Raw genomic sequence first — 24,724 nt, forward strand, 5'->3', positions numbered from 1 at the left:
GGAGGAAAATTTCGCTTCAACGGTAAATAGGGAGGTCTCCTCCTAATATCCGGCAAAGAAAAAACCACCCTGTTTTACACAGAATGGTTTTAAAAGATTCTATTAATCTAAACTACCATGTCATGCTTGCTGCCTTGATCTGGTTGATGTTTGTCCTTCATCCGGCTAAAAATATTGGCGAGAAGGGAACCAGAAATATTATGCCAAACGCTGAAAATGGCGCTTGGTACTGCCGCTAAAGGCGAGAAATGGGCGGTGGCGATAGCCACTCCCAATCCGGAATTCTGCATGCCGACTTCCATGGCAACAGCCTTTTGTTTGGCCAAGTCCATTCCGCATAAACGGGCAAAGAAGAATCCAATCAAGAATCCAAGCAGATTATGAAGGATCACCACTCCGAAAATTAGCAGGCCCGTTTCGGCAATTTTAGCCGCGCTGCCGGCAACGACAGCAGATACAATTAACACAATCGCGATAACGGAAACTAGCGGCATTGCTTTTGCACCAGCCTGTGCTTGTTTTCCAAAAAACTTTTTAATGATAAAGCCAAGAGCTAGGGGAACAATGACCACTTGTACAATCGAAAGGAATAATGATGCCACGCTGACATCCACCCATTTGCTTGCAAACAGAAGAATGAGCAATGGTGTAATGATTGGTGCAAGAAGTGTAGAAACTGAGGCAATGGCAACGGCAAGCGCCACATTTCCTCTTGCTAGGAACACCATTACATTGGAAGCTGTACCGCTTGGGCAGCATCCTACTAAAATGACTCCGACCGCGACTTCTTTCGGTAAATCAAGTCCGACTGCCAGTAAAAAGGCAAGCAGCGGCATAATGATAAAGTGACCGATGACTCCAAGAGCTACTTCTTTTGGCCTTCTAAACACTTCTTTAAAATCCGATAACTCAAGTGTCAGGCCCATTCCGAACATAACGATCCCTAGTAAAGGAACAATATAGCCTCCCAGTCCCACAAAGTGCTCAGGAAAAGAAAAAGCAATGACTGCAAAAATCAAAACCCATAACGTAAATGTTTTCCCAGCAAAGCCGCTGATTTTCTCGATGACTTCCAAAGTTAACCCTCCAGTAAAAAAAATTTTTCCAATATTTAAATATGTTAGATTAAATATTTCTAAAAATCAATAAATTTTGTCTATTAAATTAAATGTTTAAAGCGTTGAAGCGGGAAGGCATAGATGGAAGCCCTTTCTTAAAAATCTTCACCGTTTTGAGTCTTTTGTTGCATTCAAATATCGTTTTAAACAAGTTATTATTTAGAGGTTTAAAAAGCAGGTGTTTCCACAAAACATCGGTGAGAAGAGGGAAGGTATTTAAATAATGTCTTTAGGTTCATTTCATATCGACTATGACGTGTTAAAAAATTTAGGGATTTCTATAGGGATTTTGCTTTTATTTATTGTTTTTCGAAACATTTTCACCAAGTATGTGTTTCAGTTGATTTTAAAATTGACGAGGAAGACGCCAACGGATTTTTTTACTCAAATATGTTTGGCATTTGAACGTCCTTTAGGCTGGTTTTTCATTATTTTTGGTTTGTACCTGGCCATGGACTATTTTCCTTTTATCGAACAACAGAATGCCTTATTTTTAAAACTTCTGCGTTCTATGGTCATTGTTTTAATTACTTGGGGTTTGTTTAATTTGACCTCTCCTACTTCAGGGATTTTAATCAGTTTAAATGAAAAATTAACCAATAAGATTGATTCTATTCTGATTCCGTTTTTTTCAAGGACCATCCGAGTTATCCTGATTGCCATCAGTATCAGCATTATCGGACAGGAATTTGATTACGATGTCAATGGGTTGGTCGCTGGTCTCGGATTAGGGGGTCTTGCCTTTGCTTTAGCGGCAAAAGAGGCGGTAGGGAATCTCATTGGCGGGATTGTCATTGTTACAGAAAAGCCTTTTTCCATTGGTGATTGGATTCTGACTCCCAGCGTCGAGGGGATCGTCGAAGATATTAATTTCCGAAGTACGAAAATTCGAACCTTTAGTCAGGCATTGGTGACCGTTCCGAACGCAACACTTGCGAATGAGGCTATTACCAATTGGAGCCGGATGGGGAAAAGGCGGATCACGTTCCACTTAGGGCTTAACTATCAAACTACTAAAGACCAAATAAAGCGCGTGGTTTACCGGATTGATCAAATGCTGCGGACACATGATGAGATTCATCCGGATACGATTATGGCAGCCTTCGATCATTATAATGAAAGCAGTCTCGATGTTCTGGTTTATTTTTTCACGAATACGACTGTATGGGCAGAGCACGTTAAAATCAAGCATGAAATTAACTTAGAAATCATGGGGATTTTAGAGGAAGAAGGAGTAGAAGTCGCCTTCCCAAGCCGGACGATTTATGTATCACCACAATCCAATGAATTGCTGCAAACTATGGGTTCCTTTGATTGAAAATAAATATAAAGAAAATCAGACCTTTGCGGTGACGCGGAGGTCTTTTTTTGCCGGCTGTTTGAATGGGATTAGAATATTTTTCCTATATGAATGCATACTAAAAACAAAATCTTAAAACGATTGAGAAAGGGACGGAGTGGATGTTTGATTTTCTGAAGCCCTCAAAAGGCAAGCGCTCATTTCTGCACCAACAAGGAAGCACCCATTCTAATCTTCAGAAAAAAAAGAGCGCAGATGATGTCCTGGACTCTGATTTAACACAAAATACAGAAATACTCCAGCAGGTATTTTCTCAGGCACCTGATTTAGTAATACGCTGCTTTTCCATTAACGCTAGTAAATCTGATGCTGCTTTGGTTTATTTGCCTGGATTGACGAATAAAGATGCGATTCATAATCATGTTCTGAAGCCATTGATGAGCAGCTCCTTCGAACTTGATAAGGAACTGCCCATTACAATAGGAGATGTCGAGGTCGTCGAAACGTGGGGTCAGGTAGAAAGTGCCATTCTAGGTGGAGATAGCGTTTTATTGATAAATGGACAAAGCACCGGGTATCGATTAGATACAAAAGGATGGCCGCAAAGACAACTTAATGACCCTCAAAACGAAATAGCTCTAAAAGGTGCTCATCAAGGGTTTGTGGAAACAGGGACACAAAATATCGCATTAATTCGCAGGTATATTCCCCACCACGAATTAATATTGAAAGAAATGACAATCGGTTTACGAGGAAAAACAAAGGTTTCCCTTTTATATTTAAGAGATGTGGCTTCTGATGACGTGCTGAGAGAATTGGAAACACGGATTCAAAATATTACCGTGGACGCGATCATTAATACCGGCGAACTGATCGAGTTTATTGAAGATAATCCTTATTCACCCTTCCCGCAAATTATGTTGACCGAAAGACCTGATACAGCGGTATCCCACATTCTCCAGGGAAGATTCGTGATTGTTTTGGACCGTTCTCCGAGCGTATTGATTGCTCCGACAAATTTTATGTCTTTTTTTCAGGCTGTGGATGATTACGGTTCCCGTTGGTTACTTTCTTCCTTTATCCGAGTAAGCCGTTTTTTAGCCTTTATCATTACCTTATTTTTTCCCGCCAGCTATGTTGCGTTTATTTCATTTAATTTTGAAGTCATCCCGATGGAGCTTTTACTTTCGATTGCTGAATCAAGGATAAAAGTTCCATTCGCGCCTGTGCTGGAAGCGGTCATTATGGAGACGATCTTGGAATTGATGAGGGAAGCTGCATTAAGGCTGCCGACTCCAATTGGTCAGACCATCGGTATTGTGGGAGGCATTATCATTGGTCAGGCGGCTGTTCAGGTGGGAATTGTCAGTAACATTATGATCATTGTCGTTGCTGTTACAGCTATCGCTTCTTATAACATCCCAAATTATGATATGAGTTCGTCCATTAGACTGTTAAGATTCCCATTGATGTTAGCCGCCGCCATGTTTGGAGTTGTAGGGCTTGTGGTAGGCTGGATGACCATAGTCGGCCACCTGGTTAGTCTTGAATCATTAGGCACACCCTATGGAACTCCGTTGGCTCCATTCCGATTTGCCGATATGAAGGATGCATTTCTGCGCTTTCCTTTATGGACAATGAAAAGCCGCCCAAAAGGAACCGGGGCAATTCCAACTATTCGACAAGGGCGAAATCGCACTAAAAGGTGAAACGATGAAGAAATATGCCTATAATGAAATCACGCTCATGCAGTATATTTTTTTGATTAATGGAACGCAGGTAGGGACTGGTGTTCTATCCCTCCCGCGCATACTTGCTGAAAAAGCTGGAACCGACGGTTGGATCGCTATCTTAATTGGCTGGTTTTGCTCGGTCGCTGCCAGCATTTTTTTAGTTAAAGCCGCTGCAAAATACCCTGAGGACACCCTTTACGAAATTCTAATACGTTTTTTCGGAAAAATACTGGGGAAAGCACTCGTCTTGATTTACATGTTTTACTTTGCATTTTACGCTTGGACCATTCTTGTAAATGCCTGTCTTTATATCAAGGCATGGTTTCTGCCTAAAACCCCTGATTATATCATTTTGCTATTATTTTCGATTCCGACTTTTTTTGTTGCCCGCAACGGATTGCGCGTTTTAGGCAGGTACTCGGAATTATCTTTTTACATGGTCATGTGGATTCCTCTGTTTTTATTGATACCGTTAAAGGATGGAAATTGGCTCCACTTCCTTCCTTTGCTTAAAGAAGGGTGGCGACCGGTTTTGTCTGCTGTGCCTACCACTGTTTTTTCCTTTTTGGGATTTGAAGTAGCGTTCTTCTTGTACCCTTTTTTACAAAAAAAGCAACATGCGGTGCTCGGAATCACGATTGCGAACACCTTAACGATGTTGTTTTATGTATTTGTGACGTTTGTCTGCTTTGCCTATTTTAGCCCCGATGGGATTATTGAATTTAATCAACCTGTACTGAATTTACTTAAACTCATTGAATTTCGTTTTTTGGAGCGTTTTGACATGGTTTTATTGGCTGTTTATCTAATTGTTGTTTCCACAGCCTGGATGCCTTGCGTATACTTTGCTGCGTTTTGTTCTAGTCAATTGCTTGGAAAACAGGACCACAGCAATTACGTAACTATTTTATTATTGATTATTATTGGATTGGTATTTTGGCTGGATCCTACTTGGATTGAATCAGAAGGGTGGCAGAAAATGGTTACGAAAGGAGGGCTGCTATTGGCATTCGCAGCTCCTCCCTTTTTATGGGTCTATAGCTGGATATATGAAAAGTTCCGTCGGAGGGTAAACCATTGAAAAGGAAGACACTGCTTTGCCTATCGCTTGTGGCTATGTTGATGACCGGATGCGTGGACCAAATGTATGTTGAAGATGTATCACTGTCACTTATACTCGGTTTAGACTTGGATAAGAATGGTCATTTATTGGTGTATATGTCTAGTCCGGTGTTTAACAAAGAAGCAAAGGAAAAAGAGGAGAAAGTCGAAGTGAAGGCTGTTACAATTCGAGATTCCAGAGAGCTGTTTGATATGACCGTAATGGCTTTAACATCGGGAAGCAAAACGCAATTACTCTTAGTCGGGAAGAAGCTGTTAAAACGAAAAAATTGGATTGATTACATCGATCCTTTTTATCGGGACCCCAAAAATACGGTTACAACAAGAGTGGTCGCCGTAGATGGTCCTGTTTCGGACGTCATTTTTTTTAGGCCCAAAGACAAGCCGCGTCTCCCTTTGTATTTAGCCAATTTAGTGGATACAGCTTACAGAAGAAATGTCACAGTAAAAACGACACTTCAAGAATTTCATGAGCAAACGACGGAAAAAGGGATAACAGCAAGCATTACCGAAATGAAAAAAGACCACAAAATCATGTTGACTGGAACTGCTCTGCTTGATGAACAGAGCAACTATAAGTTAAGCATAACACCGCATGAAAACAAATTTTTACGTATCCTGCAGCATAAAACAAAAGGGGATTTTCCATTTACCATTTCCGTTCCTTTGGAATCGAATGGACATGATCATTGGATCAGCTTTAGTACTCCGAGCATCAAGGCGAAAACAAAGGTAAGGTATGACAATCATTTTATTTTTGATACAGACGTAAAAATGAGAGTGGTCATTACAGAAAGACTTTTTCCATTCAATGTACGGAGCGATACAGCGAAACTGCAAAAGAGCATTGAAAAGAAAATGCAAGCGGATTTTGAGCGCTTAATAAAGAAAACGCAAACCAAGGGGATTGACCCTTTCGGATTTGGGATCTATGCAAGAGCTTATACGTATCCAGAGTGGAAAAAAGTCCAAAATCAATGGGGAAAAGCCTTTTCGAAAGCTGATGTGAACGTCAAGGTACATGTAACAATTGGCGGGATGGGGACGATTAAGTAGTACATGGGCAATGCGGTTCCATAAAATGACAACTTTCCCTTTGGTTTCGTAGGTATATTATTGGTGATTTAGGAGTGGACACTATTACAATAGATATATCATGAATGAGAGGAAAGTGAGGCTGCCTATGAAACCAAAGGTAATTGTCTATAAGAAACTCGATTCCACTGTTTTGGACTTTATCCGGGAAGCGTGTGAGGTAGTTTATTTTGAAGAGTTGAATGAAGATACATATGAAAGTTTTTATCAAGAGTTAAAGGATGCCAAGGGAATTCTGGGTTCCCGTTTAAAGGTAAATCAAGAGTTTTTGGAACATGCTCCTCAGTTAAAAATTGTGAGTAATGTTTCTGTCGGCTATGACAACTTAGATATTCCTGCCATAACCAGTCGGGGCGTCATGGCTACCAATACGCCAGGCGTATTAAATGATACGGTAGCAGATACGATTTTTGGGCTGATGCTGGCCGCCGCCAGAAGAATGCCGGAATTAAATCAGTATGTAAAGGAAGGAAAATGGTTACCAACAGATGGTGAGAATCTGTTTGGAGTTGATGTGCACCATAAAAAGCTAGGCATTATTGGAATGGGCGGAGTCGGAATGGCCATTGCCAAAAGAGCCCATTTTGGGTTTGATATGCCGATTTTGTATCATAACCGCTCCCGTAATCTTGAAGCGGAGCAAACCTTCCAGGCAACGTATTGCTCCCTCGAGGAATTGTTACGGGAATCAGATTTTGTTTGCCTTATGACCCCGCTGACTCCAGAAACCGTAAAGCTGATTGGTGAAAAGGAATTTAAGTTAATGAAGAAATCGGCTATTTTTGTGAATGGCTCGCGGGGTGCGACGGTAGATGAAAACGCCTTGGTTCGGGCGCTGCAAAATCGGGATATCCTGGCGGCAGGACTCGATGTTTTTGAGCAGGAGCCTGTTCAAGCGGATCATCCGCTGCTGTCGATGGATAATGTGGTGACTTTACCGCATATTGGGTCGGCCACCCATGAAACCCGATTGAAAATGGCGCAGCTGGCAGCTGAGAACCTCGTCCGGGGAGTGCTGGGGGAGATACCTCCGAACCTAATCAATCCAGTTGTATGTCAGCGCTGAAAACGGCCCCCTCTGAAGTCCTGGAGGAATTTTCCTGTTTAACGTTTAATATAATTAATATGATGTTGAACAGGAAAAGGGGGAATATCTTATCGAACGTGAGATCAATGCAAAAACATCGGTTATCGCTTCACCTTCAACCCGGTTTGCCCGAATCGCAAGGAATCTAGGGATTGGCTTTTTTTCTGCGGTTATTACTGGAATTCTTGCTGGTCTATTATTACGCCTTGCAATGAAAATGATCGCGGTTGTATTCCCTCTCTTGGCCAGTGGATTTACGTTTCAAGGAACCTTTTTCTTAGTCTTATTAGGTCTCGGTTTTACTTTGGCTAACAGTATCATCTATACGTTTATTCACCATTACTTGCCCAACGACTGGGTGCGTAAAGGGTTGATTTATGGAGCGATGAATCTATGTATTTTCGGGATTCCCTTCTTTTTATCCAATCCGGGTAATGAATTGTTTGGACCACAAGCTTCATTAGGAATCACTTTGTTCTCGTTTCTTTTCCTATTGGGGGGGCTTCTTTTAGCGATGTCAGTCCATTTGGTAACAAATTGGGTCGACCGCATACCTATCAGGCGGATATACGCTTACGTTTTTTTCGGCCTTCTCGTCATACCAGCAATCGTCCTATTAGGCGGCATCATCTATGAGATTTTCACTGAAATTATCCCTGCCATAAGGTTAAACTTTTAAGTATTGCAAAGAGAAGTGGTGGAGCACTTCTCTTTTTTTGTTTGGCTATATTAAAGTTTAATGTTGATTTGAGGATGAAGGACAAAGCCGATCCTTAAAAGAGGAGAACGGTCAATTAAAGGGATTTTTAATACCCGATCCCATCATGAAAACGAGAGAGATGTCCTTCATAGGGGAAATTAAAGACAAAACCCATCTAGCAATCAAGAGAACGGTCATTAAAAAGGGTTTTTTAATACCCGATTCCATCATGAAAACGACAGAAAGGTCCTTCATAATGCGGAAAATATGAAATACGGGAAGAAATCAACAACCAAGTTTAACAGACCCATTTGTTTTGGTAGTTTTTGCATATATTGTTGGATTTTTGATAAAAATGTAAAATAATTCAGTAAGTTAAAAACGTGCGAGAGGGATAAGAGATATGAAAATCAAAAAAATCATAAATAGGATTTATGTGAACGATCTCGAAAAAGTTGTCCCGTTTTACGAAGGACTGTTTCAGACCAAGGCAACAAGATTCAACTATTGGAGTAAAGGATTGGATATTGCTGCTATAGGAGACTTTCTGCTAGTTAGCGGGACAGATGAAGCTTTGGCAAAGGTACGAGATTCCGCGATCTGTTTCTTGGTAGAGGATATTCACGCTTATAAAACGTGGCTGTTGGATAATGGTGCCGTGATTCGTCAGGATATTACGAAAGACTTTTCAGGCTACAGCATGATTGTCGAACAACCAGATGGAACAGTAGTTGAGTATGTAGAGCACTCCCACAGTTACTAATTGATTAATAAAATGCACAAAAAGCCTTCGACCTCCGCTATTCTTTTGGCACCTGAATATTTTTTGGGCTACTACGAATCCTACTTTTAGGAGGTGACAAAAGATGGAAGGGAAAGAAAAAGATAGGGAGCAAGAAGACAAAGAGGAATCCATCCATGCAATGGACCAGGGACTAGACTTAATATTCCAAGTCGTAAATAATATGACCGGGTTGGACAAGGGTAATGATGGGATTGACGATAATAACGATAAAAAGGATTAACTTGAGCGCCTTTTATGGCGTTTTTCTATTTCTTCTAACATGCGCACCATCCTTTTGTATCCGCCTAAACGAATGACCAGCCCGCAGGTTCTTTTCGCTCATCAAGGGAATCAGACAGAGCCTTAGTGGACTCGGCTTGCCAAAAATCACGCTCCCGAGTCCATAAGACAGCTCATGTTCACGCTTTCTTAATAAATACACAAGCTTTTAGAAAAACTCATAAAGGCCCTCATTAAAATACAGAAATTCTTCCTTTGAAACCTTATAGCGTGTATAGCCTTCATAAAAGGCATGTAAGTATTCAGGATTATCAACAAAAGGGCTAATCGCCAGGGATTCATCATATCGGGGATCTCCGACTGTCATTCCAGACACATCAATAAAAAGTTCTACCTTCCCGTCGATAACAAGCACATTATCTGTTGTACAATCACCATGTATAATCGTTTGTTGGACTGGCAGCGGTTTTTGTGACTTTAACTTGTTTAGCAATTCTAAGCTGCCTTCCGTCTGTCCGTTTTCTATATAGTTTTGTGCTTTGAGAAACTGTTCTTCCAGCCAATCATTCTCCCTTTGGAGCGCTTCAATCGGCCGCATTTCGTGAAAATGATGAAGAAATTGTCCAAAGCTTTTCACTAACGCTTTTTTATCGGAGTTTGACAATCCACTCTCTAAAGCAGCTGTTAATGTAATGCCTTCTTCAAATGACATGATGAGGTGACTGCTGTCCATTTTCTCGATATATCCATAATAGGCGGGGACTGGAATTTCTCTTTCGTGGGTTAATCTTTCTAGAACCTGAGCCTCTGCCTTTAGCCAGGTTCGATATCTTTCATTATAAGCGCTTTTAAGCAAGTAGCACCCGTTAATAGTAACAAGGCGGCGAACTTCAGAGGTACAGCCTTGTTCCTCTAATAAATCAAAAGAATGGATTTCACCTATTATTTTCTCAATTTCATTCTGAATATTATAAGCCAAATCAATCACCCGCACTTCCCTATTTTTAAATATAACAATTAAGATAAATATAAGCCAAGGAGACGGTTCTGGTGTTGTGTTATAATGACCTGAAAGGTTGTGATGTAATGAACAAATTTATTGTCGTTGTTTTTAGTATCGTACTGGTTTTGATCTCAGGCTGCAATTCAAATAACTTTCAGATAAAGCTCTCTACGCCAAAATCGTTTACGCCTGGGCAGGCGTCTCCCATTGAATTGAAAATCCTGGACCGTGAAGGTAAACCAGTCGAAGGTGCAAAGGTTAGTGCAGTTTTGAAAATGCAAGGGATGAGTCATGGCGATCTTTCCATGAAGCTGCAGGAAATGGGGGATGGAGTCTACGCCGGGAATGCGAATATTGAGATGGAAGGCGATTATACTGCAGCCATTAAGATCGATTATAAAGGAGAAAAATGGGCGGGGGAAAAACGGTTTTCCATTGTTTATAAAAATGCACAGTAGGACTAAAAACGTTGATTCGGGTGCCAAGGTGTTTTTATTTTTTGTCTAATAGTCCAAAGTGGATAAAAAAATGTCCAAAGGCACCCTGAAATTGTCCAATGCCCACGAAAAAATGTCCAAACCCACCTCGAAATTGTCCAATACCCGCAAAAAAATGTCCAATCCTATTTTTTAAAAAAAGAGCCTGTTCCTCCCCATAAATTTAAGCTTCCTTCCGAATGTATATAAATAGCTCTACGTAAAATGACATCCAAATACTGGATAACTCAACTTTGAGTAACTTAACATGGGAGAGAAGAAGAATGTCAGAAGAAACCTATCAATCTCGTGAAGAACGAAAGCAAGTGGAAAAAGCAAAACAAGATAAACAGAGAAGTAATAGTACACAGAAAAGAGGCTCCTTGTTGAAAAAGGGATCTTTATGGAAAAAAGTAATTATTGTCTGTTTGGTGCTTGGTCTTGTTTCAACAGGAGCCGGAGCCATCACATTCGCTTCAATGGTTAAGGGTACACCTACATTAGATGCATCGAAGCTGGTGGATCCGCTTTCCACGAAATTTTATGATAAGAACGGAAAATTCCTTTATGAATATGGGAAGGAAAAGCGGACGAAAATTTCATATGAACAAGTCCCCAAAGTGCTGGAACATGCGTTTATTGCCACAGAGGATTCCCATTTTTACGAGCATCATGGAATCGACCTCAAACGGACAGCCAAGGCCATATTCGTGAACGTAACCGGGGATTTCGGATCCCAGGGGGGCAGTACGATTACCCAGCAGGTCATTAAAAACTCCTTTTTGTCTCCAGAGAAAACTTTGAAGCGGAAAGTGCAGGAATGGGATCTGGCGTATCAGTTGGAAAAAGAATACTCCAAGCACGAAATTTTAATGATGTATTTGAACAAAATCTATCTGGGAAACCGTTCGTACGGAGTGGCGGCGGCCGCGAAGAATTATTATGGACTTGAAGCCAATGATTTGAAAAAAATGACGCTGGCGCAGGCAGCAATGTTAGCCGGTTTGCCGCAAAGTCCTAATAATTACGATCCGACCAAACCGGAAAACAAAGAATCAGCCACGAAGCGCCGTCACATTGTCCTAAGCTCGATGCTTCGAGATGGGTATATTACGGAAGCACAAATGAAAGAAGCAGAAAAAGTTCCTGTAACAGAGGGACTAGTACCTAAAAGCGAGCAGCAAAGCATGCCATATGAAGCCTTTTTGGATGCAGCGGTGAAAGAGGTAAAGGGGAAACTGAAGGATGTCAACATCAGCGAGGATGGGTTGTCGATTTATACAACCCTCGATCCAAAAGCACAGGATTATGCTGACAAAATGATGAATACCAATGAAGTCATCGCCTATCCGGATGCGAAATTTCAAGGGGCATTTGTCTTTTTAGATACGAAAACGGGGGAAGTCAGAGCGATTGGCAGCGGACGGAATGATTATAAAGCGTCATTCCTAGGCAACAACTTTGCCGTTGATATCAACCGTCAGCCTGGGTCTTCCTTTAAGCCAATTTTTGATTACGGACCGGCGATTGAAAACTTAAAGTGGTCGACTGCCCATTTGGTTGATGACCAGCCGACAACCTACGAAACCGGCCAGTCCATTTCCAACTGGGATCATCAATATCATGGGGTGCTGACCATCCGCTCGGCACTGCAAAACTCTTACAATATCCCAGCGCTGCTGACAATGAGAGAGGTTGGGATGGATAAGTCAAAGAATTTTGCAGAACAGCTTGGCATTACTTTTAAAAATAACCAAGTGTATGAATCCTATTCAATTGGTGGTAATACTGTAAATCCGTTAGAGATGGCAGGTGCCTACAGTGCTTTTGGCAATAATGGTGTTTACAATAAGCCGCATTTTGTCCAAAAGGTTGTTTTTCCAGATGGGACAGTTGTTAGTTTTGCGGGAAAAGAAAAGCGCGTGATGCATGATTATACCGCCTATATGGTGACAGATATGATGCGCTCAGTCGTTAATGAAGGAACAGGGAAAACAGCCAATGTTCCCGGACTGGATGTTGCCGGGAAAACTGGTACCACCAATTTTGATACAAAAACTAGATCTAAGTATGGATACCCAAGTTCCGCGACAAATGACAGCTGGTTCGCTGGATATACTCCGCAATATACCATGGCTGTCTGGACGGGCTATGCGCAAAACGGCCAGGGGAATTACATGAGCGGCAATTCGACGAAAATCTCGCAGCTTATGTTTAAAGCAATGATGCAAGCTTTCGGTACGGACGCATCCAATTTTAAACAGCCAAGCAGTGTTTACCGGGCGAATAATGAATTGTATATCAAGGGTGTAAGTTCTGCAGAAGTTCCAATCATTCCTAAGAAAGAAGAAAAGTCAGAGAAGGATGAAGAGAAACAGCAAAAAGAAGAATTGAAAAATCAACAAAAGGAATGGAAAGAGCAAGGGAAAGGGAAGGGCAAAGGTAAAGAGAAACATAAACATTGATACCGGTGCCCTTCAAGTCCCGGATTTTGTCGAAGATTGATGGGGTTTTATTTTATTAGAAAGTGTTAGAATGGAGTTGCAACTGAATATTGTGAGGGTGGCCAGGTTGTGATCTTCTTTTCCGGCATTAGGGAAGGAGGTGATAATACTGGATTTATTTCTTGAAATTTTACGAGAAGCTCTGAAGGGAATTTTGCGTGAAGTTTGTGCCTATTTCTTTCGGAAAACCGTTTTAGAGTACAAGAAAACCACCCCGCGCCGTCGCAAGCAAAAGGGTGGTTCTCAAAGTAAATAACTTAACATGACAACCACCACCCTGACGGTAGAGGTTGCAGAAGAGAAGTGTTAGCGCACTTCTCTTTTTTATTATATGTCTATTATATACAAATAAATTCGGTTTTAAAAGTCCATCATTTTTTTGTTGACTTTTTTTGTAAATAACAAGAAAATTAATGGGTTCAGATTTAATTTTTTTAAGGGGTACTCGTCATGCAGAAGATGAAAATGAAAGAAACTAGAACACCTATGAAGCTTTTTGGAATTCGCTATTATAAGGATGAGGACGGACAATATTATAAAAAGGTTGGATCCAATCACCGTTTCCCTGTCAGACCTTTTTGGAAGAAGAAGCGGTTCAAGCTTGGGCTGCCTGTCGTTCTACTTGCTGTAATTGGCTTTTTTGGCTATCAAATTGGAATGGACCTTGCCTCCGAAAAAGTGGTCAAAGAAATTTCTCATCAAGTACCGAAAAAGGAAATCCAAGCACTATTGACGGACCCATCCGTTCAGCAATTCATTGAGGATGAAGTAGGCTCTGAAAAAAAGCAGCAAATCCTTGATAAGTATTCAGTGGTGCCGATGGCGAATTCTCCGCTAGTTGCCTCTGCCTCTGCTTCTGCTGGTAACGAGCAGGCTGCTGCGGCAGGAAGTAAGGAAGCCCCGAAATCAACGAAGACTGAAAAACCGTCCACTAATGATTCGAAATTAAAGTTCACTTCAAGAGATGAAGTCTTGAAGTTTTTATTAACGAAATTCACGATGAGCGAGCTAATGGGTTTTGCCGATAAAGCTAAGGGAGGATTAACTCCTGAAGTAAAGTCGGAGATTCAATCAACGGTTATGGATCGGTTAACTCCTGAAGAATACGAAGCATTTGAAGCTATATGCGATAATTGAATTAAGTAAATCCTAAAAATTGTGGACAAGCGCTCCCTTTATGGGTGCGCTTGTTTTTATACTTCACATTCGACAAATTTTTTTCGAGATGAAGGGGGAAAAATTGTTATGGCCAATGAGATTATCCATGACTGATATGAATGGGGGCTTTATTTTTCCATTTTTTAGCTAAATGTCCAAACTGTTTGAAAAATTGTCCAAAGTGGTCCCAAAAATGTCCAATGTGCTTTTAAAAATGTCCAAAGCATATTCGTGGGAATTAAAGTTGAGTTCCTTGGTTTCCAGTTTTTAGCTAAATAGACAAAACTATTAAAAAAATAGTCAAAGTGCCCTCAAAAATAGACAATCCGCCCCAAAAAATAGACAAAACCCCTTAAAAAATAGACAAAGCCTCTGTTCCGAAGTTTTGTCATTTTTATTTTCTAAACATAAGGAATTAAAATTTGAAATGTCTGAAAACTTATCATATAATTATAGTGTACCTTGTCGACAGCCGACACAATGATAAAAATAACGGCCAAGAATTGACCATAATGTAACTAAAAATTGAGAAGAGGTATACAAATGTTTGACAGTCCATTGCAAAAGCCATTGCCATATTATCAACAAATTCAGCAATCTATAAAAGAAAGTATTTTTAGTGGTGTTTACAAACCTGGTGACCGGCTTTATGAGGCCCAGATTGCTAAACAATATCAAATCAGCCGCAGTCCCGTTCGAGAAGCGATTCGGGGGTTGATTATTGAAGGATTGCTGGTAATGGACGAAAAGTCCCAAATATCCGTCTATAAACCCAATTTGCAGGATGTGCGCGATATTTACGAATGCCGGATTTCGCTAGAGTCTAAAGCTGTTGAACTGACAGCGGAACGAGGAACCGACGAGCAGCTGCAGGAGCTTGGACAAATATTAGAGCAAACAGCGGAAGCCATCCAAGAAGGTAATACTGAGACTATTGTAGCATGTAATGCCCGTTTTCATGAACTAATTATCCTATACAGCGGGAATGCAAGACTGATGAAGCTTGTGGAGGATTTGAACAGTCTCATTTATTATTACCGTGTCTTGAATATCCAAGGTGATGGCCGGTTGGATACGATATTAAAAGGTCATACGGACATTTACCTTGCTATAAGAGAAAGAAACCCTAAAAAAGCATCTGATAGATTAAAAGAGCATACGCAGGAGGATCTATCCAATTTGATTCAAATCATTGAACAGTTAGAGGAGAGATAAGGATTGCGAATCGTCCATGTTGATCAAATTGTTGAAACCGTTGCCAAGCTTTGCTGGGAAGCCTGCTATTACTTGCCTGAAGATGTATTAGCGGGATTCAGACGTGCGGAGAAAACAGAAGCTTCTCCGATTGGAAAAACCATTTTGCAGCAGCTGCTTGAAAATGCAGATGAAGCCAAGGTGAATCACATGCCTTATTGTCATGATACGGGCATGGCCGTGGTGTTTGTGGAAGTTGGTCAAGACGTCCATATCACTGGCGGAAACTTTTTAGACTCGATCCAAGAGGGGGTACGGACCGGCTACCGCGAAGGCTATTTGCGAAAATCGGTTGTCGGGGATCCGCTCATCCGCGTCAACACAGGGGATAATACACCAGCTGTCGTACATACCGAGATCGTTCCCGGTGATCAAATCAAATTCACGGTGCTTCCAAAAGGCGGAGGCAGTGAAAATATGAGTGCGATGAAATTCCTGCTTCCAGGTGAAGGCATGCAAGGGGTTAAAAATTTTGTTCTGCAGACGATTAAAGAAGCAGGGGGGAAGGCTTGTCCGCCCGTTGTCGTTGGAGTGGGCATCGGGGGAAGCTTTGATAAAGTAACCTCGCTTGCGAAACATGCTGTGTTAAGGGAAATTGGTGTTCATCATCATGAACCGCATATTGCCCAGCTGGAAAAAGAACTTTTAGAGGAAATTAACAACACGGGAATTGGTCCGCAAGGGTTAGGCGGAACCAGTACGGCTTTATGGGTGCCAATTGAAACCTATGCCTGTCATATCACCGCATTACCGGTTGCAGTAAACATTCAATGTCACGCCGCCCGTAAAAAGTCGGCTGTGCTGTAGGAGGGGACGGAAATGGCAGAATATCGGCTAAAAACACCGCTGACCAATGAAGATATCCAAAAGCTGCAGATTGGGGATCAGGTTCTTTTAACAGGGACAATTTATATGGCGCGCGATGCCGCCCACAAAAGAATGGTTGACCTGCTCGAAGCAAATCAGCCTTTGCCTGTTGATTTAAGAAACGAAATTATTTTTTATGCCGGACCTTGCCCGCCAAAGCCTGGGCAAATTATTGGGCCCGTGGCTCCGACGACCGCCTTTCGCATGGACCCTTACGCTCCTGCGATGTATGAATATGGGGTAAAAGGGACGATTGGAAAAGGGCCAAGAAGAGACATGATTAAGCAAGCCTGTAAGCAGTTTGGTGCGATTTCCTTTGCCGCAATCGGCGGGCTTTCCACCATTTTAAGCAGAAGGGTGACAGCGGTTGAGGTAGTGGCCTATGAGGATTTGGGGCCAGAAGCCATCAGACGGCTCGAGGTCGAAGACTTTCCTTTACTGGTTGCTTATGACGCCCATGGTCAAGATTTGTATACACAAGAGATTGCCAAGTATGAAAATTTTAATAAAAATGCCAATAAGGAAGTAGGTATATAATATGAAGAAACTAGAGATTGCTGTCATTCCAGGAGATGGAATCGGCAAAGAAGTGGTGCCTGTTGCCACAAAGGTTTTAGATACAGTGGCTGAAATTCATGGCGGTTTAAAATTTGAGTACAAAGAGTTTCCGTGGAGCTGTGACTACTACCTCGAGCATGGAAAAATGATGCCGGAGGACGGTTTGGATATCTTAAAAAACTTTGATGCGATTTTTCTAGGGGCGATAGGAAACCCTCAGCTGGTTCCGGATCACGTTTCGTTATGGGGACTTTTAATTAAGATCCGCCGCGAATTTGAACAATCGATTAATATTCGTCCGGCTAAATTTTTTAAAGGCTTGAAGTCACCGCTAGTCAATCCTAATGACTTTGATTTAATTGTCGTGAGGGAAAATAGTGAGGGTGAATATAGTGAAGTGGGCGGCAGGATTCACCGCGGGGATGATGAGGTTGCCATCCAAAATGCTGTCTTCACTAGAAAAGGTTCAGAGCGTGCGATGCGCTATGCGTTTGAACTGGCTAAACAGAGAAGAGGCCATGTTACATCCGCGACGAAGTCGAACGGTATTGTCCACTCGATGCCGTTTTGGGATGAGGTTTTTAATGATGTTAAAAAAGATTATGCAGATATTCAAACCGCATCCTATCACATCGATGCTTTAGCTGCCTTTTTCGTGACACGTCCGCAGATTTTTGATGTGATTGTGGCTAGTAATCTATTTGGAGATATATTAACCGATATCGGCGGGGCGATCATGGGAAGTATCGGGATTGCGCCGGCGGCGAATATTAATTTAAGTGGAAAGTATCCGTCTATGTTCGAGCCTGTGCATGGTTCAGCGCCGGATATTTATGGCCGCGGCATTGCCAACCCAATCGGGCAGGTGTGGACTGCTAAAATGATGCTCGATCATTTTGGGGAGCACGAGCTGGGTCAGAAGCTATTGGATGTAGTGGAAGAGGTAACGAATGAGGGAATCAAGACCCCAGATATCGGCGGCACATCCTCCACAAATGAGGTTGGAGAAGCCATTTGCAGCCGATTGAAGAAGGTTTGCTCGGTGTCTTAGGCGCTTGTGATAAATAAGTGAGGCTGTCTCGAAGGGTTGAGGCAGTCTTTTTTATTGCAATAGTGGATAGCGACGCTAACTGTCGGATGGGATGCCGTAACTGTCGGATAACGAGTTATAACTGTCGCGAAGCATGCTAACTGTCGGATAAGCTCTGCTAACTATCAGATGGCATGTCAAAACTGTCGTAATGCGTCTCACCATCACAAATAAAAACCCCTAATCTACAAAATTAGGGGTTTTCAAAACAACTAACTAAAGCTTATTTGTTTTTGCTTTCAGCATCATTAATGATATCTTCGCCGATTTTCTTCTTCCATTCGTCGTAAACTGGCTGAAGGTCTTTTTTGAATGCATCAATTTGTTCTGGAGTTAGTTCATTAATTTTAGTTTGGCCGCGATCTTTTAGCTTTTTAAGTGATTCCTCATTTAACTTTTTGGCAGAATCACGAGCAACCTTTGTTCCTTCTTCTACACCTTTTTGAACAATAGCTTTTGTTTTATCATTTAAGCTATTCCAGAATTTCGTATTTGTTAATAGGGCATAGTCAACACGGGTATGTCCCATTACAGTGGTATACTTCTGAACCTCGTCGAATTTCTTGGATTCGATGTTACTGTAAGTATTTTCTTCTCCGTCAACCGTACCTTGCTGGAGGGCTGTGTAAAGTTCAGCGAATGGAATGGATACGGAACCTGCATTTAGCTTGCCGTAAATTTCTTCGAGTAACTGACCGCCTTGTGTACGGATCTTTAAGCCTTTTAGGTCTTCTGGTGACTTAATTGGTTTTTTATTGTTAGTCATGTGTTTGGCGCCGTTTGGCCACATCGCAAGACCATGTACGCCATCTTTTTCTAATCGCTTAAAGATTTCTTGGCCTTTCTCGCCATCCCAGAAGGCGTCGGCTGCTGCATCATCTTTAAACAAGAAAGGCATGGCAGGAACGTTGAAGCCAGGATCATTACCAACGAGCTTGGACATATCCGGAATGATGAACTGAACGTTGTTGGCAACTAGGTTCTGATATTCATCTTTGTCACCAAATAGCTGGCTGTTTGGATATACTTGAACCTTAATTTTTCCGCCGGATTCTTTTTCAATATATTCTTTCATGGCAAGGGCACCGGCTTGCTTTGGTGTGTTTTCCGCGACAACGTGGGAAATTTTAATCGTCAACTCTTGAATGCCATCACCAGATTTACTGCCTGAGCTGCTTGTTTCTTTGGATGAAGAGCCGCAGGCTGCAAGGCTAAATACTAATAGAAGAGTTACTGCTGCAATTAATAGTTTCTGAATCTTTTTCATTTAATTTCCCCCTTTGTAATAAATAGCTTGACACATATTGATAGATCTCTGTATGGTCCGCATCCTTTGCAAGTGTCTGACTGGCATCATCGAATCTGTTAAAAACAAGCTGCGGAAGATTGGTCGCGGCTTCTGATTGTATAAATAGATTTTTAGCCATTTCTAAATCTTTCCGTAACAGTTCTAGACTAAAACCAGAATCAAAACTTTCCGTTAGGATAAAGGATGGAAACTTATATTCGGTTGAACCGCTTCGGCCTGTGCTTTGGTTAAAGACATGAATGGCTGTCTCCGGCTCCACCTCAAAACGCTCGAGCAGTTGGACGGCTTCGCAGGTAGCCAATAGATGCGTACCGGAAAGGTAGTTGTTAATCGCCTTTATTAAGTGCCCGCTTCCAATGGGACCAACATGAAAGAGGTTTTTACCCATCGACTCCAGCAAACGCTTACATTCGGTGAATGTTTCAACCTTGCCGCCAATCATAATCGTTAGCTCAGCCGTGACCGCCTTCTTGACGCCCCCGCTGACAGGCGCGTCCAAAAATTCGATATTTTTTTCTTCTAGTTTTTTAAAATTATTTCTAGTTTCTTCTGGGTAGGAACTGCTCATATCAATGATGGTTAATGTCTCTGAGGAGTAATGGTCCATAATTTCGTCAATGACTTGATTTACGATCTTAGATGAGGGGAGCATAAGAATAATCGTTTGGACGTTGTGAATCCAATCTGAAAGTTTACCAGATTTCCCGCCATAGCTCTGGAATTCGCTGATTGCGGAATCATTCACATCCATTCCGTAAACATCGTATCCATTTTTCAGCAGGTTTCTTGCCATCGGCAGCCCCATTTTACCAAGTCCAATAAAACCTACCGCCTGGATCATGAAGGAAAAATTCCTTCAAGCTCTTTATGTAGAGAGCCAATACGCGGATGAGCACGTCCGCTTGATGTCACGACAGCCGCGATGACGATTTCATCATTTCTAGGAGCATCAGGGATTCTAGTTTCAAACGTCATGTGGTGGCTGCGAATCTTCGCATCCATTTTGTGTTTAATCGCTAAATCCAAACTGCTGCCGGCAGCCCCTCTTTTTTCAGCAGAAGGGAGGAGTGTTTCCGCATCTCCGCATTGAGAACGGAACGGATTTCCAAAGGTTAGCGTGTGAATGATTGCAGAACCATGTTCAATCTCTCCATCGAGTCCAACGAGTGCCCCTTTTCCATAACCTTCTACTTCCTCACCTGTAACACCTAAAGCTTCCATCGCTTTCTTTGGCAGCAGTTCACCAAGTTGTTCGGAACACGCTTGGATGAGAGGAAGAAGGTCTTCCACATACTTGCCAGCATAAGGGTTCTTTATGACGGCTAATGCAGCAGCAATCCGAACAGGCTTATCTGCTTTTTTGAATCCTTCAATAAAGGTCTCTTCGGAAAGGGTGACGATTTTTCTGATTTCTAATTCCATTTTTGCCCTCCAGATATTTTGGATTTTGGATACAATCTACAGTCGAGATGTCTTCGTCAAATGCTGATATTACCACTATAACAAAAACAATAAATATTGTGAATACGCAAAAAATACAAAATAAATAAAATTTTCTATTTATTTTTTGGATACCATCTTGTATATTTTAAATTAGGTCCAGTTGTAGATTGGATACAATCCACAGTATAAGGAGTTGATTTTTATGAAGAAACTCTTTAAATGGCTTGATCACATCGAAGAAGGTTTAGCAGGGGTGCTGTTTATTGGAGGAGTACTTGTAAGTTTGTACGGAGTTTTTACAAGGTATGTTTTGAATGCGCCAGAATCTTGGATCACGGAAATCTTTGAATTTATGCTTACCTGGTCCATTTTTATCGGTTTCGGCTTGGCATTAAAAGACAACCGGCACATTCAAGTAGAGTTATTATTTGATAAGCTTCCTAAAGGTTTAAAAAGAATAACGGCTACCATTAGTAATTTAATTGGAGCAGGATTTGCCCTTTACCTTGCTTATTCTTCCTTAGAGTTGATAGCGGTTTCAAAAGAGCAAGGAACCAAGACGATTGATATCGGTATGCCAATCTGGATTTCCTATCTGGTACTTCCTATCGGAATGGGTCTATTAGGATTTTATTTTATTGTAAAGGCTTACAAAGCGGCGAAAGGCGATCAAAGAGAGCTTATCGGTGAGATTGAACTGTTATATGAAGAGATGCAAAAAGATGGAAGCTCAAATGAGAAAGGAGTAGGCGCATGAATCCAGTTTTAGTCCTGTTTCTAGTTTTTGCGGTCCTGTGCTTAATACGGGTTCCGATTGCCGTCAGTTTGGGATTATCAAGTGTCATCGCACTATCAATGTCCGATTTTACTCTATATACTGTTATTCAAAAGATGTTCAATTCATTGAACTCAGCCACATTGATGTCCATCCCGGGCTTTGTCTTCGCCGGAATCATTATGTCAAAGGGCGGTATCTCCCACTATTTAATTGAGGCCTTGAAATCATGGGTGGGTCATATCCGCGGAGGACTAGCTGTTATCACAGTCCTCGCTTGTATGATTTTTGCGGCCATTTCAGGTTCAAGTCCGGCAACGGCGGCTGCAGTCGGTAGTATTATGATCCCTGGTATGGTGAAAGCGGGTTATAGCAAAAGGTACGCAATGGGGCTTGTGGCTGCCTCTGGTACACTTGGAATCTTGATCCCGCCTTCGATTCCACTGATTATCTATGGAACGGTTGCGGAAGAATCAATCGGGAAACTCTTCTCTGCTGGTATCATTCCTGGATTAATGCTTGGAGGAATTCTATTAGTCTCTGCTATTATTCACGCAAGAATCCATAATTATGGTAAATTGCCAAAACAATCGATGCAGGAAAGATGGAAAAAGACGGCCAAAGCGTTTTGGGGCTTCCTGCTTCCTGTTATTATTCTAGGCGGAATCTATTCAGGTGCCGTTACACCAACAGAGGCAGCGTTTGTATCGTGCTTATATGGATTAATTGTCTCTATTTTTATCTACAAAGAATTAAGCTTTCCGAAGTTTAGAGAGGTCCTGAAAGAATCCATTAATATTACTTCAATGATTTTCCTTGTCATTGCATCTGCCATGATTTTCGGTATGTTCCTGACAACAGAACAGGTTCCGCAGGCATTTGCGACTTGGATTGAAGCAAGCACATCCAACAAGTGGATCTTTATGATTGGTGTTAATATCATGTTCTTTATTATGGGGATGTTCCTTGACTCGGTTGCCATCATTTTAATCACCTTACCTATTTTATTACCAGTTTTAGCATTATTTGATATCAATATTATTCATTTTGCCATCATTATGACCATCAATATGGAGCTGGCGATGATCTCGCCTCCTGTTGGGCTGAATTTATTCGTCGTCAGCGGCATTACAAGGGAAAAGGTTGGCGAAGTTGTCCGAGGCGTTCTGCCGTTCTTTGCCTTAATGATTCTCGCCCTGGCGATCGTGGTTATTTTCCCGCAGGTATCCTTATTGTTGGCCAAGTAATCTGACACGAGCAGTAAAGAGGGTAGTAAAATGAAAGCGGTTATGGAATTTGAGACCTTACAGAATAAAGTAACTACGAAACTTCGTGAAGCGATTATCACCGGTAATTTAAAACCGGGTGAAAGGCTTATCCAGGATGAGTTAGCTTCCCTAATGGGAGTAAGCCGGATGCCGATTCGCGAAGCGTTAAGAGACCTGGAAAGGGAAGGGCTAGTTGAAATCCTTCCCCATAAAGGGGCTCAAGTAACGGGGATCACAAGTGATGATATCGAAGAGTTATATTTCTTGAGATCCAAGATGGAAGCTGTTACCGTACAAAAATCCATGAACTTTTTAACGAATGAAGATCGGGAAAGGCTTCAAGAATTAGTAGAAAAAATGGACCTGGATATCGCATTGGGTGATATGGAATCATTCGTGGAGAATAATAAGGAATTTCATTTGCTGCTTCAGAGCGGGTGTAAATGGAAAAAAATAAAAGTATTATGCAAACAATATATTGAGGGCTATCCAGCGCATGTTCCGAGTCTAATTCCAGATACCACACTGGTTTCGAATGAAGAGCATAAGGCCATGCTGAAAGCCCTTGATGAAAAAGATCCCATTTTGCTCGGTCAGCTAGTGGAGCACCATATTATGAGAACGGGGAATACGCTTACTCGATTACTAGAGTAAGCAGTTATTTTTCTGTTAAATTGTATCCAATATCCTAAAAGGAGGGATTTTGTAAAAATGAAGCGATCCTATTTATTTGTTCCTGCCACGTCAACAAGGATGTTTGAGAAGGCGCTGGCTAGTGAAGCTGATTGTGTCATATTTGATTTAGAGGATGCCGTTGCCATTTCTGAAAAACAAGAGGCAAGAGAGCGGGCAAAAATTTTTCTCGAAAACAACCAGCCAGAAAAAGATGTATTGATCCGTATCAATGATCTAAATACGCCTTTTTGGAGAGAGGATTTAGAAGCCGCCATTGAGGCGGGTGCAAGCGGGGTGATCGTCCCGAAGGCGGAATATGCCAATAGTATGAAGATGTTATGCGAAACCGCCCTTGTTTTCCTCGAAAGACAGAATCGTGAACTTCATTCTTTTGTCGTTCTTCCGTTAATTGAAACCGCGAGAGGTGTTCAATTTGCATATGAAATCGCAGGGGCCCATTACATGATTAAGAGATTAGTATTTGGCTCGATTGATTATTCCTTGGATGTGGACTGCGAGCTGACCGATGACGGGGTCGAGCTCCTATATGCCCGGTCTCAGGTGGTCAATGCCTCGAAAGCGGCGGGAATCGGCAGTCCTGTTGATGCCGTCTATCCAGATCTTGCGAATGAACCGGGGTTGATCAACGAGTCGCTAAGGGCAAGGCGGCTTGGTTACAAGGCGAAGCTTGCCATCCATCCGAAGCAATTGCATCCGATTCATGAGATCTTCTCGCCAAGCCAAAAGGAATTGGATGCAGCATTAGAAATTGTGAATGCCTTTGAAGCGGCGGAGCAGCAAGGAATTGCCTCGATTGCAGTGGGGAATAAGCTGGTGGATTATCCGGTTTATAAAAAAGCAAAGGCGTTGTTACTGTCGGTTGGACTTTCTTAAGTGACTTTTGCTCTGGGAGAGTCGTGGCTCTACGTTACCTAAAACGGGGTTGGGAAGAGAATCCGGAAACGTAGAGGGGTTCTACGTTACCTAAAACGGGGTTGGGAAGAGAATCCGGAAACGTAGAGAGGTTCTACGTTACCCAAAACGGGGTTGGGAAAAGAATCCGGTAACGTAGAGGAGTTCTACGATCTCTAAAACCGGGATGAAGGCTTCCACGGTAAATGAAAGAGCATTTCATTGCCCGCCAAAGCCAAAAAAAGAGCTCTAC

At 41.9% G+C, this 24,724-nt stretch carries 24 protein-coding genes; 19 read left to right on the top strand and 5 right to left on the bottom strand.

The features are described 5' to 3' along the window. Positions 1–107 precede the first annotated feature (107 nt). Complete coding sequence (locus tag V7161_RS13135; protein WP_335445564.1) at positions 108–1,076, bottom strand: bile acid:sodium symporter family protein; 969 nt, start codon at positions 1,074–1,076, stop codon at positions 108–110. Between the two features lie 265 nt (positions 1,077–1,341). Here V7161_RS13135 and V7161_RS13140 point away from each other — a divergent pair, with 265 nt between their 5' ends. The 8 genes from V7161_RS13140 (at position 1,342) to V7161_RS13175 (ending at position 9,180) form a co-directional block, all read left to right on the top strand. Further along, a complete protein-coding gene (locus V7161_RS13140; RefSeq protein ID WP_335445565.1) occupies positions 1,342–2,436 on the top strand; it encodes a mechanosensitive ion channel family protein in 1,095 nt (364 codons plus the stop codon). A gap of 143 nt (positions 2,437–2,579) precedes the next feature. Further along, entirely contained in the window at positions 2,580–4,127 is a 1,548-nt protein-coding gene (locus tag V7161_RS13145) for a spore germination protein (RefSeq protein WP_335445566.1), read from the top strand. Between the two features lie 4 nt (positions 4,128–4,131). Next, a complete protein-coding gene (locus V7161_RS13150; protein WP_335445567.1) occupies positions 4,132–5,232 on the top strand; it encodes a GerAB/ArcD/ProY family transporter in 1,101 nt (366 codons plus the stop codon). Next, the gene (locus V7161_RS13155) at positions 5,229–6,329 is read left to right on the top strand and encodes a Ger(x)C family spore germination protein (RefSeq protein WP_335445568.1); all 1,101 of its coding nucleotides are present in this window, start codon (positions 5,229–5,231) and stop codon (positions 6,327–6,329) included. The genes V7161_RS13150 and V7161_RS13155 overlap by 4 nt, the downstream gene beginning before the upstream one ends. Before the next feature lie 127 nt (positions 6,330–6,456). Beyond that, entirely contained in the window at positions 6,457–7,434 is a 978-nt protein-coding gene (locus V7161_RS13160) for a 2-hydroxyacid dehydrogenase (RefSeq protein WP_335445569.1), read from the top strand. Positions 7,435–7,696: 262 nt separating this feature from the next. After that, positions 7,697–8,134 (top strand): hypothetical protein, encoded by a 438-nt coding sequence (locus V7161_RS13165; RefSeq protein ID WP_335445570.1) that lies wholly within the window; start codon positions 7,697–7,699, stop codon positions 8,132–8,134. A 457-nt stretch (positions 8,135–8,591) separates the two neighbouring features. Next, a complete protein-coding gene (locus tag V7161_RS13170; RefSeq protein ID WP_335445571.1) occupies positions 8,592–8,918 on the top strand; it encodes a VOC family protein in 327 nt (108 codons plus the stop codon). Positions 8,919–9,021: 103 nt separating this feature from the next. Next, positions 9,022–9,180 (top strand): hypothetical protein, encoded by a 159-nt coding sequence (locus V7161_RS13175; protein ID WP_335445572.1) that lies wholly within the window; start codon positions 9,022–9,024, stop codon positions 9,178–9,180. A 207-nt stretch (positions 9,181–9,387) separates the two neighbouring features. On the opposite strand, the gene V7161_RS13180 is transcribed toward V7161_RS13175, so the two are convergent. Beyond that, positions 9,388–10,158 (bottom strand): phosphotransferase family protein, encoded by a 771-nt coding sequence (locus V7161_RS13180; RefSeq protein WP_335445573.1) that lies wholly within the window; start codon positions 10,156–10,158, stop codon positions 9,388–9,390. A gap of 107 nt (positions 10,159–10,265) precedes the next feature. Here V7161_RS13180 and V7161_RS13185 point away from each other — a divergent pair, with 107 nt between their 5' ends. From V7161_RS13185 to V7161_RS13215, 7 genes are all read left to right on the top strand, one after another. Further along, positions 10,266–10,640: a FixH family protein gene (locus V7161_RS13185; protein ID WP_335445574.1), complete on the top strand. Its 375-nt coding sequence runs from the start codon at positions 10,266–10,268 to the stop codon at positions 10,638–10,640. 302 nt (positions 10,641–10,942) lie between these two features. Further along, positions 10,943–13,123 carry a transglycosylase domain-containing protein gene (locus V7161_RS13190; protein WP_335445575.1) on the top strand — a complete coding sequence of 727 codons (2,181 nt, stop codon included), beginning with the start codon at positions 10,943–10,945 and terminating at the stop codon, positions 13,121–13,123. A 489-nt stretch (positions 13,124–13,612) separates the two neighbouring features. Continuing rightward, positions 13,613–14,299, top strand: coding sequence for a hypothetical protein (locus V7161_RS13195; protein WP_335445576.1), 687 nt, complete (start codon positions 13,613–13,615; stop codon positions 14,297–14,299). 564 nt (positions 14,300–14,863) lie between these two features. Further along, the gene (locus V7161_RS13200) at positions 14,864–15,535 is read left to right on the top strand and encodes a GntR family transcriptional regulator (protein WP_335445577.1); all 672 of its coding nucleotides are present in this window, start codon (positions 14,864–14,866) and stop codon (positions 15,533–15,535) included. Positions 15,536–15,538: 3 nt separating this feature from the next. Beyond that, positions 15,539–16,381, top strand: coding sequence for a fumarate hydratase (locus V7161_RS13205; protein ID WP_335445578.1), 843 nt, complete (start codon positions 15,539–15,541; stop codon positions 16,379–16,381). A gap of 12 nt (positions 16,382–16,393) precedes the next feature. Further along, positions 16,394–16,978: a FumA C-terminus/TtdB family hydratase beta subunit gene (locus V7161_RS13210; RefSeq protein ID WP_335445579.1), complete on the top strand. Its 585-nt coding sequence runs from the start codon at positions 16,394–16,396 to the stop codon at positions 16,976–16,978. A gap of 1 nt (position 16,979) precedes the next feature. Next, positions 16,980–18,050, top strand: a complete 1,071-nt coding sequence (locus V7161_RS13215; protein WP_335445580.1) for a tartrate dehydrogenase — start codon at positions 16,980–16,982, stop codon at positions 18,048–18,050. 262 nt (positions 18,051–18,312) lie between these two features. Here the strand turns inward: V7161_RS13215 and V7161_RS13220 are convergent, their stop codons facing one another. The 3 genes from V7161_RS13220 to V7161_RS13230 are packed head-to-tail and all read right to left on the bottom strand — an operon-like array spanning position 18,313 to position 20,820. Beyond that, the gene (locus V7161_RS13220) at positions 18,313–19,356 is read right to left on the bottom strand and encodes a DctP family TRAP transporter solute-binding subunit (RefSeq protein ID WP_335445581.1); all 1,044 of its coding nucleotides are present in this window, start codon (positions 19,354–19,356) and stop codon (positions 18,313–18,315) included. Next, on the bottom strand, positions 19,301–20,239 hold the full coding sequence (locus V7161_RS13225) for an NAD(P)-dependent oxidoreductase (protein ID WP_335445582.1): 939 nt from the start codon (positions 20,237–20,239) through the stop codon (positions 19,301–19,303). Before V7161_RS13225 ends, V7161_RS13220 begins: the two co-directional genes overlap by 56 nt. Beyond that, entirely contained in the window at positions 20,236–20,820 is a 585-nt protein-coding gene (locus V7161_RS13230; RefSeq protein WP_335445583.1) for an amino acid synthesis family protein, read from the bottom strand. The genes V7161_RS13225 and V7161_RS13230 overlap by 4 nt, the downstream gene beginning before the upstream one ends. Positions 20,821–21,043: 223 nt before the next feature. On the opposite strand from V7161_RS13230, the gene V7161_RS13235 reads away from it, so the two are divergent. From V7161_RS13235 to V7161_RS13250, 4 genes are read left to right on the top strand one after another with little or no spacing between them, the layout of a single operon-like run. Further along, positions 21,044–21,598 (top strand): TRAP transporter small permease, encoded by a 555-nt coding sequence (locus V7161_RS13235; RefSeq protein WP_335445584.1) that lies wholly within the window; start codon positions 21,044–21,046, stop codon positions 21,596–21,598. Beyond that, on the top strand, positions 21,595–22,863 hold the full coding sequence (locus tag V7161_RS13240; protein WP_335445585.1) for a TRAP transporter large permease: 1,269 nt from the start codon (positions 21,595–21,597) through the stop codon (positions 22,861–22,863). Before V7161_RS13235 ends, V7161_RS13240 begins: the two co-directional genes overlap by 4 nt. Before the next feature lie 30 nt (positions 22,864–22,893). Continuing rightward, complete coding sequence (locus V7161_RS13245; RefSeq protein WP_335445586.1) at positions 22,894–23,538, top strand: GntR family transcriptional regulator; 645 nt, start codon at positions 22,894–22,896, stop codon at positions 23,536–23,538. A 57-nt stretch (positions 23,539–23,595) separates the two neighbouring features. Then, a complete protein-coding gene (locus V7161_RS13250; protein WP_335445587.1) occupies positions 23,596–24,453 on the top strand; it encodes an HpcH/HpaI aldolase/citrate lyase family protein in 858 nt (285 codons plus the stop codon). Positions 24,454–24,724 lie beyond the last annotated feature (271 nt).

The organism is Neobacillus drentensis (assembly GCF_036965425.1).
GTDB lineage: Bacteria > Bacillota > Bacilli > Bacillales > Cytobacillaceae > Neobacillus > Neobacillus drentensis_F.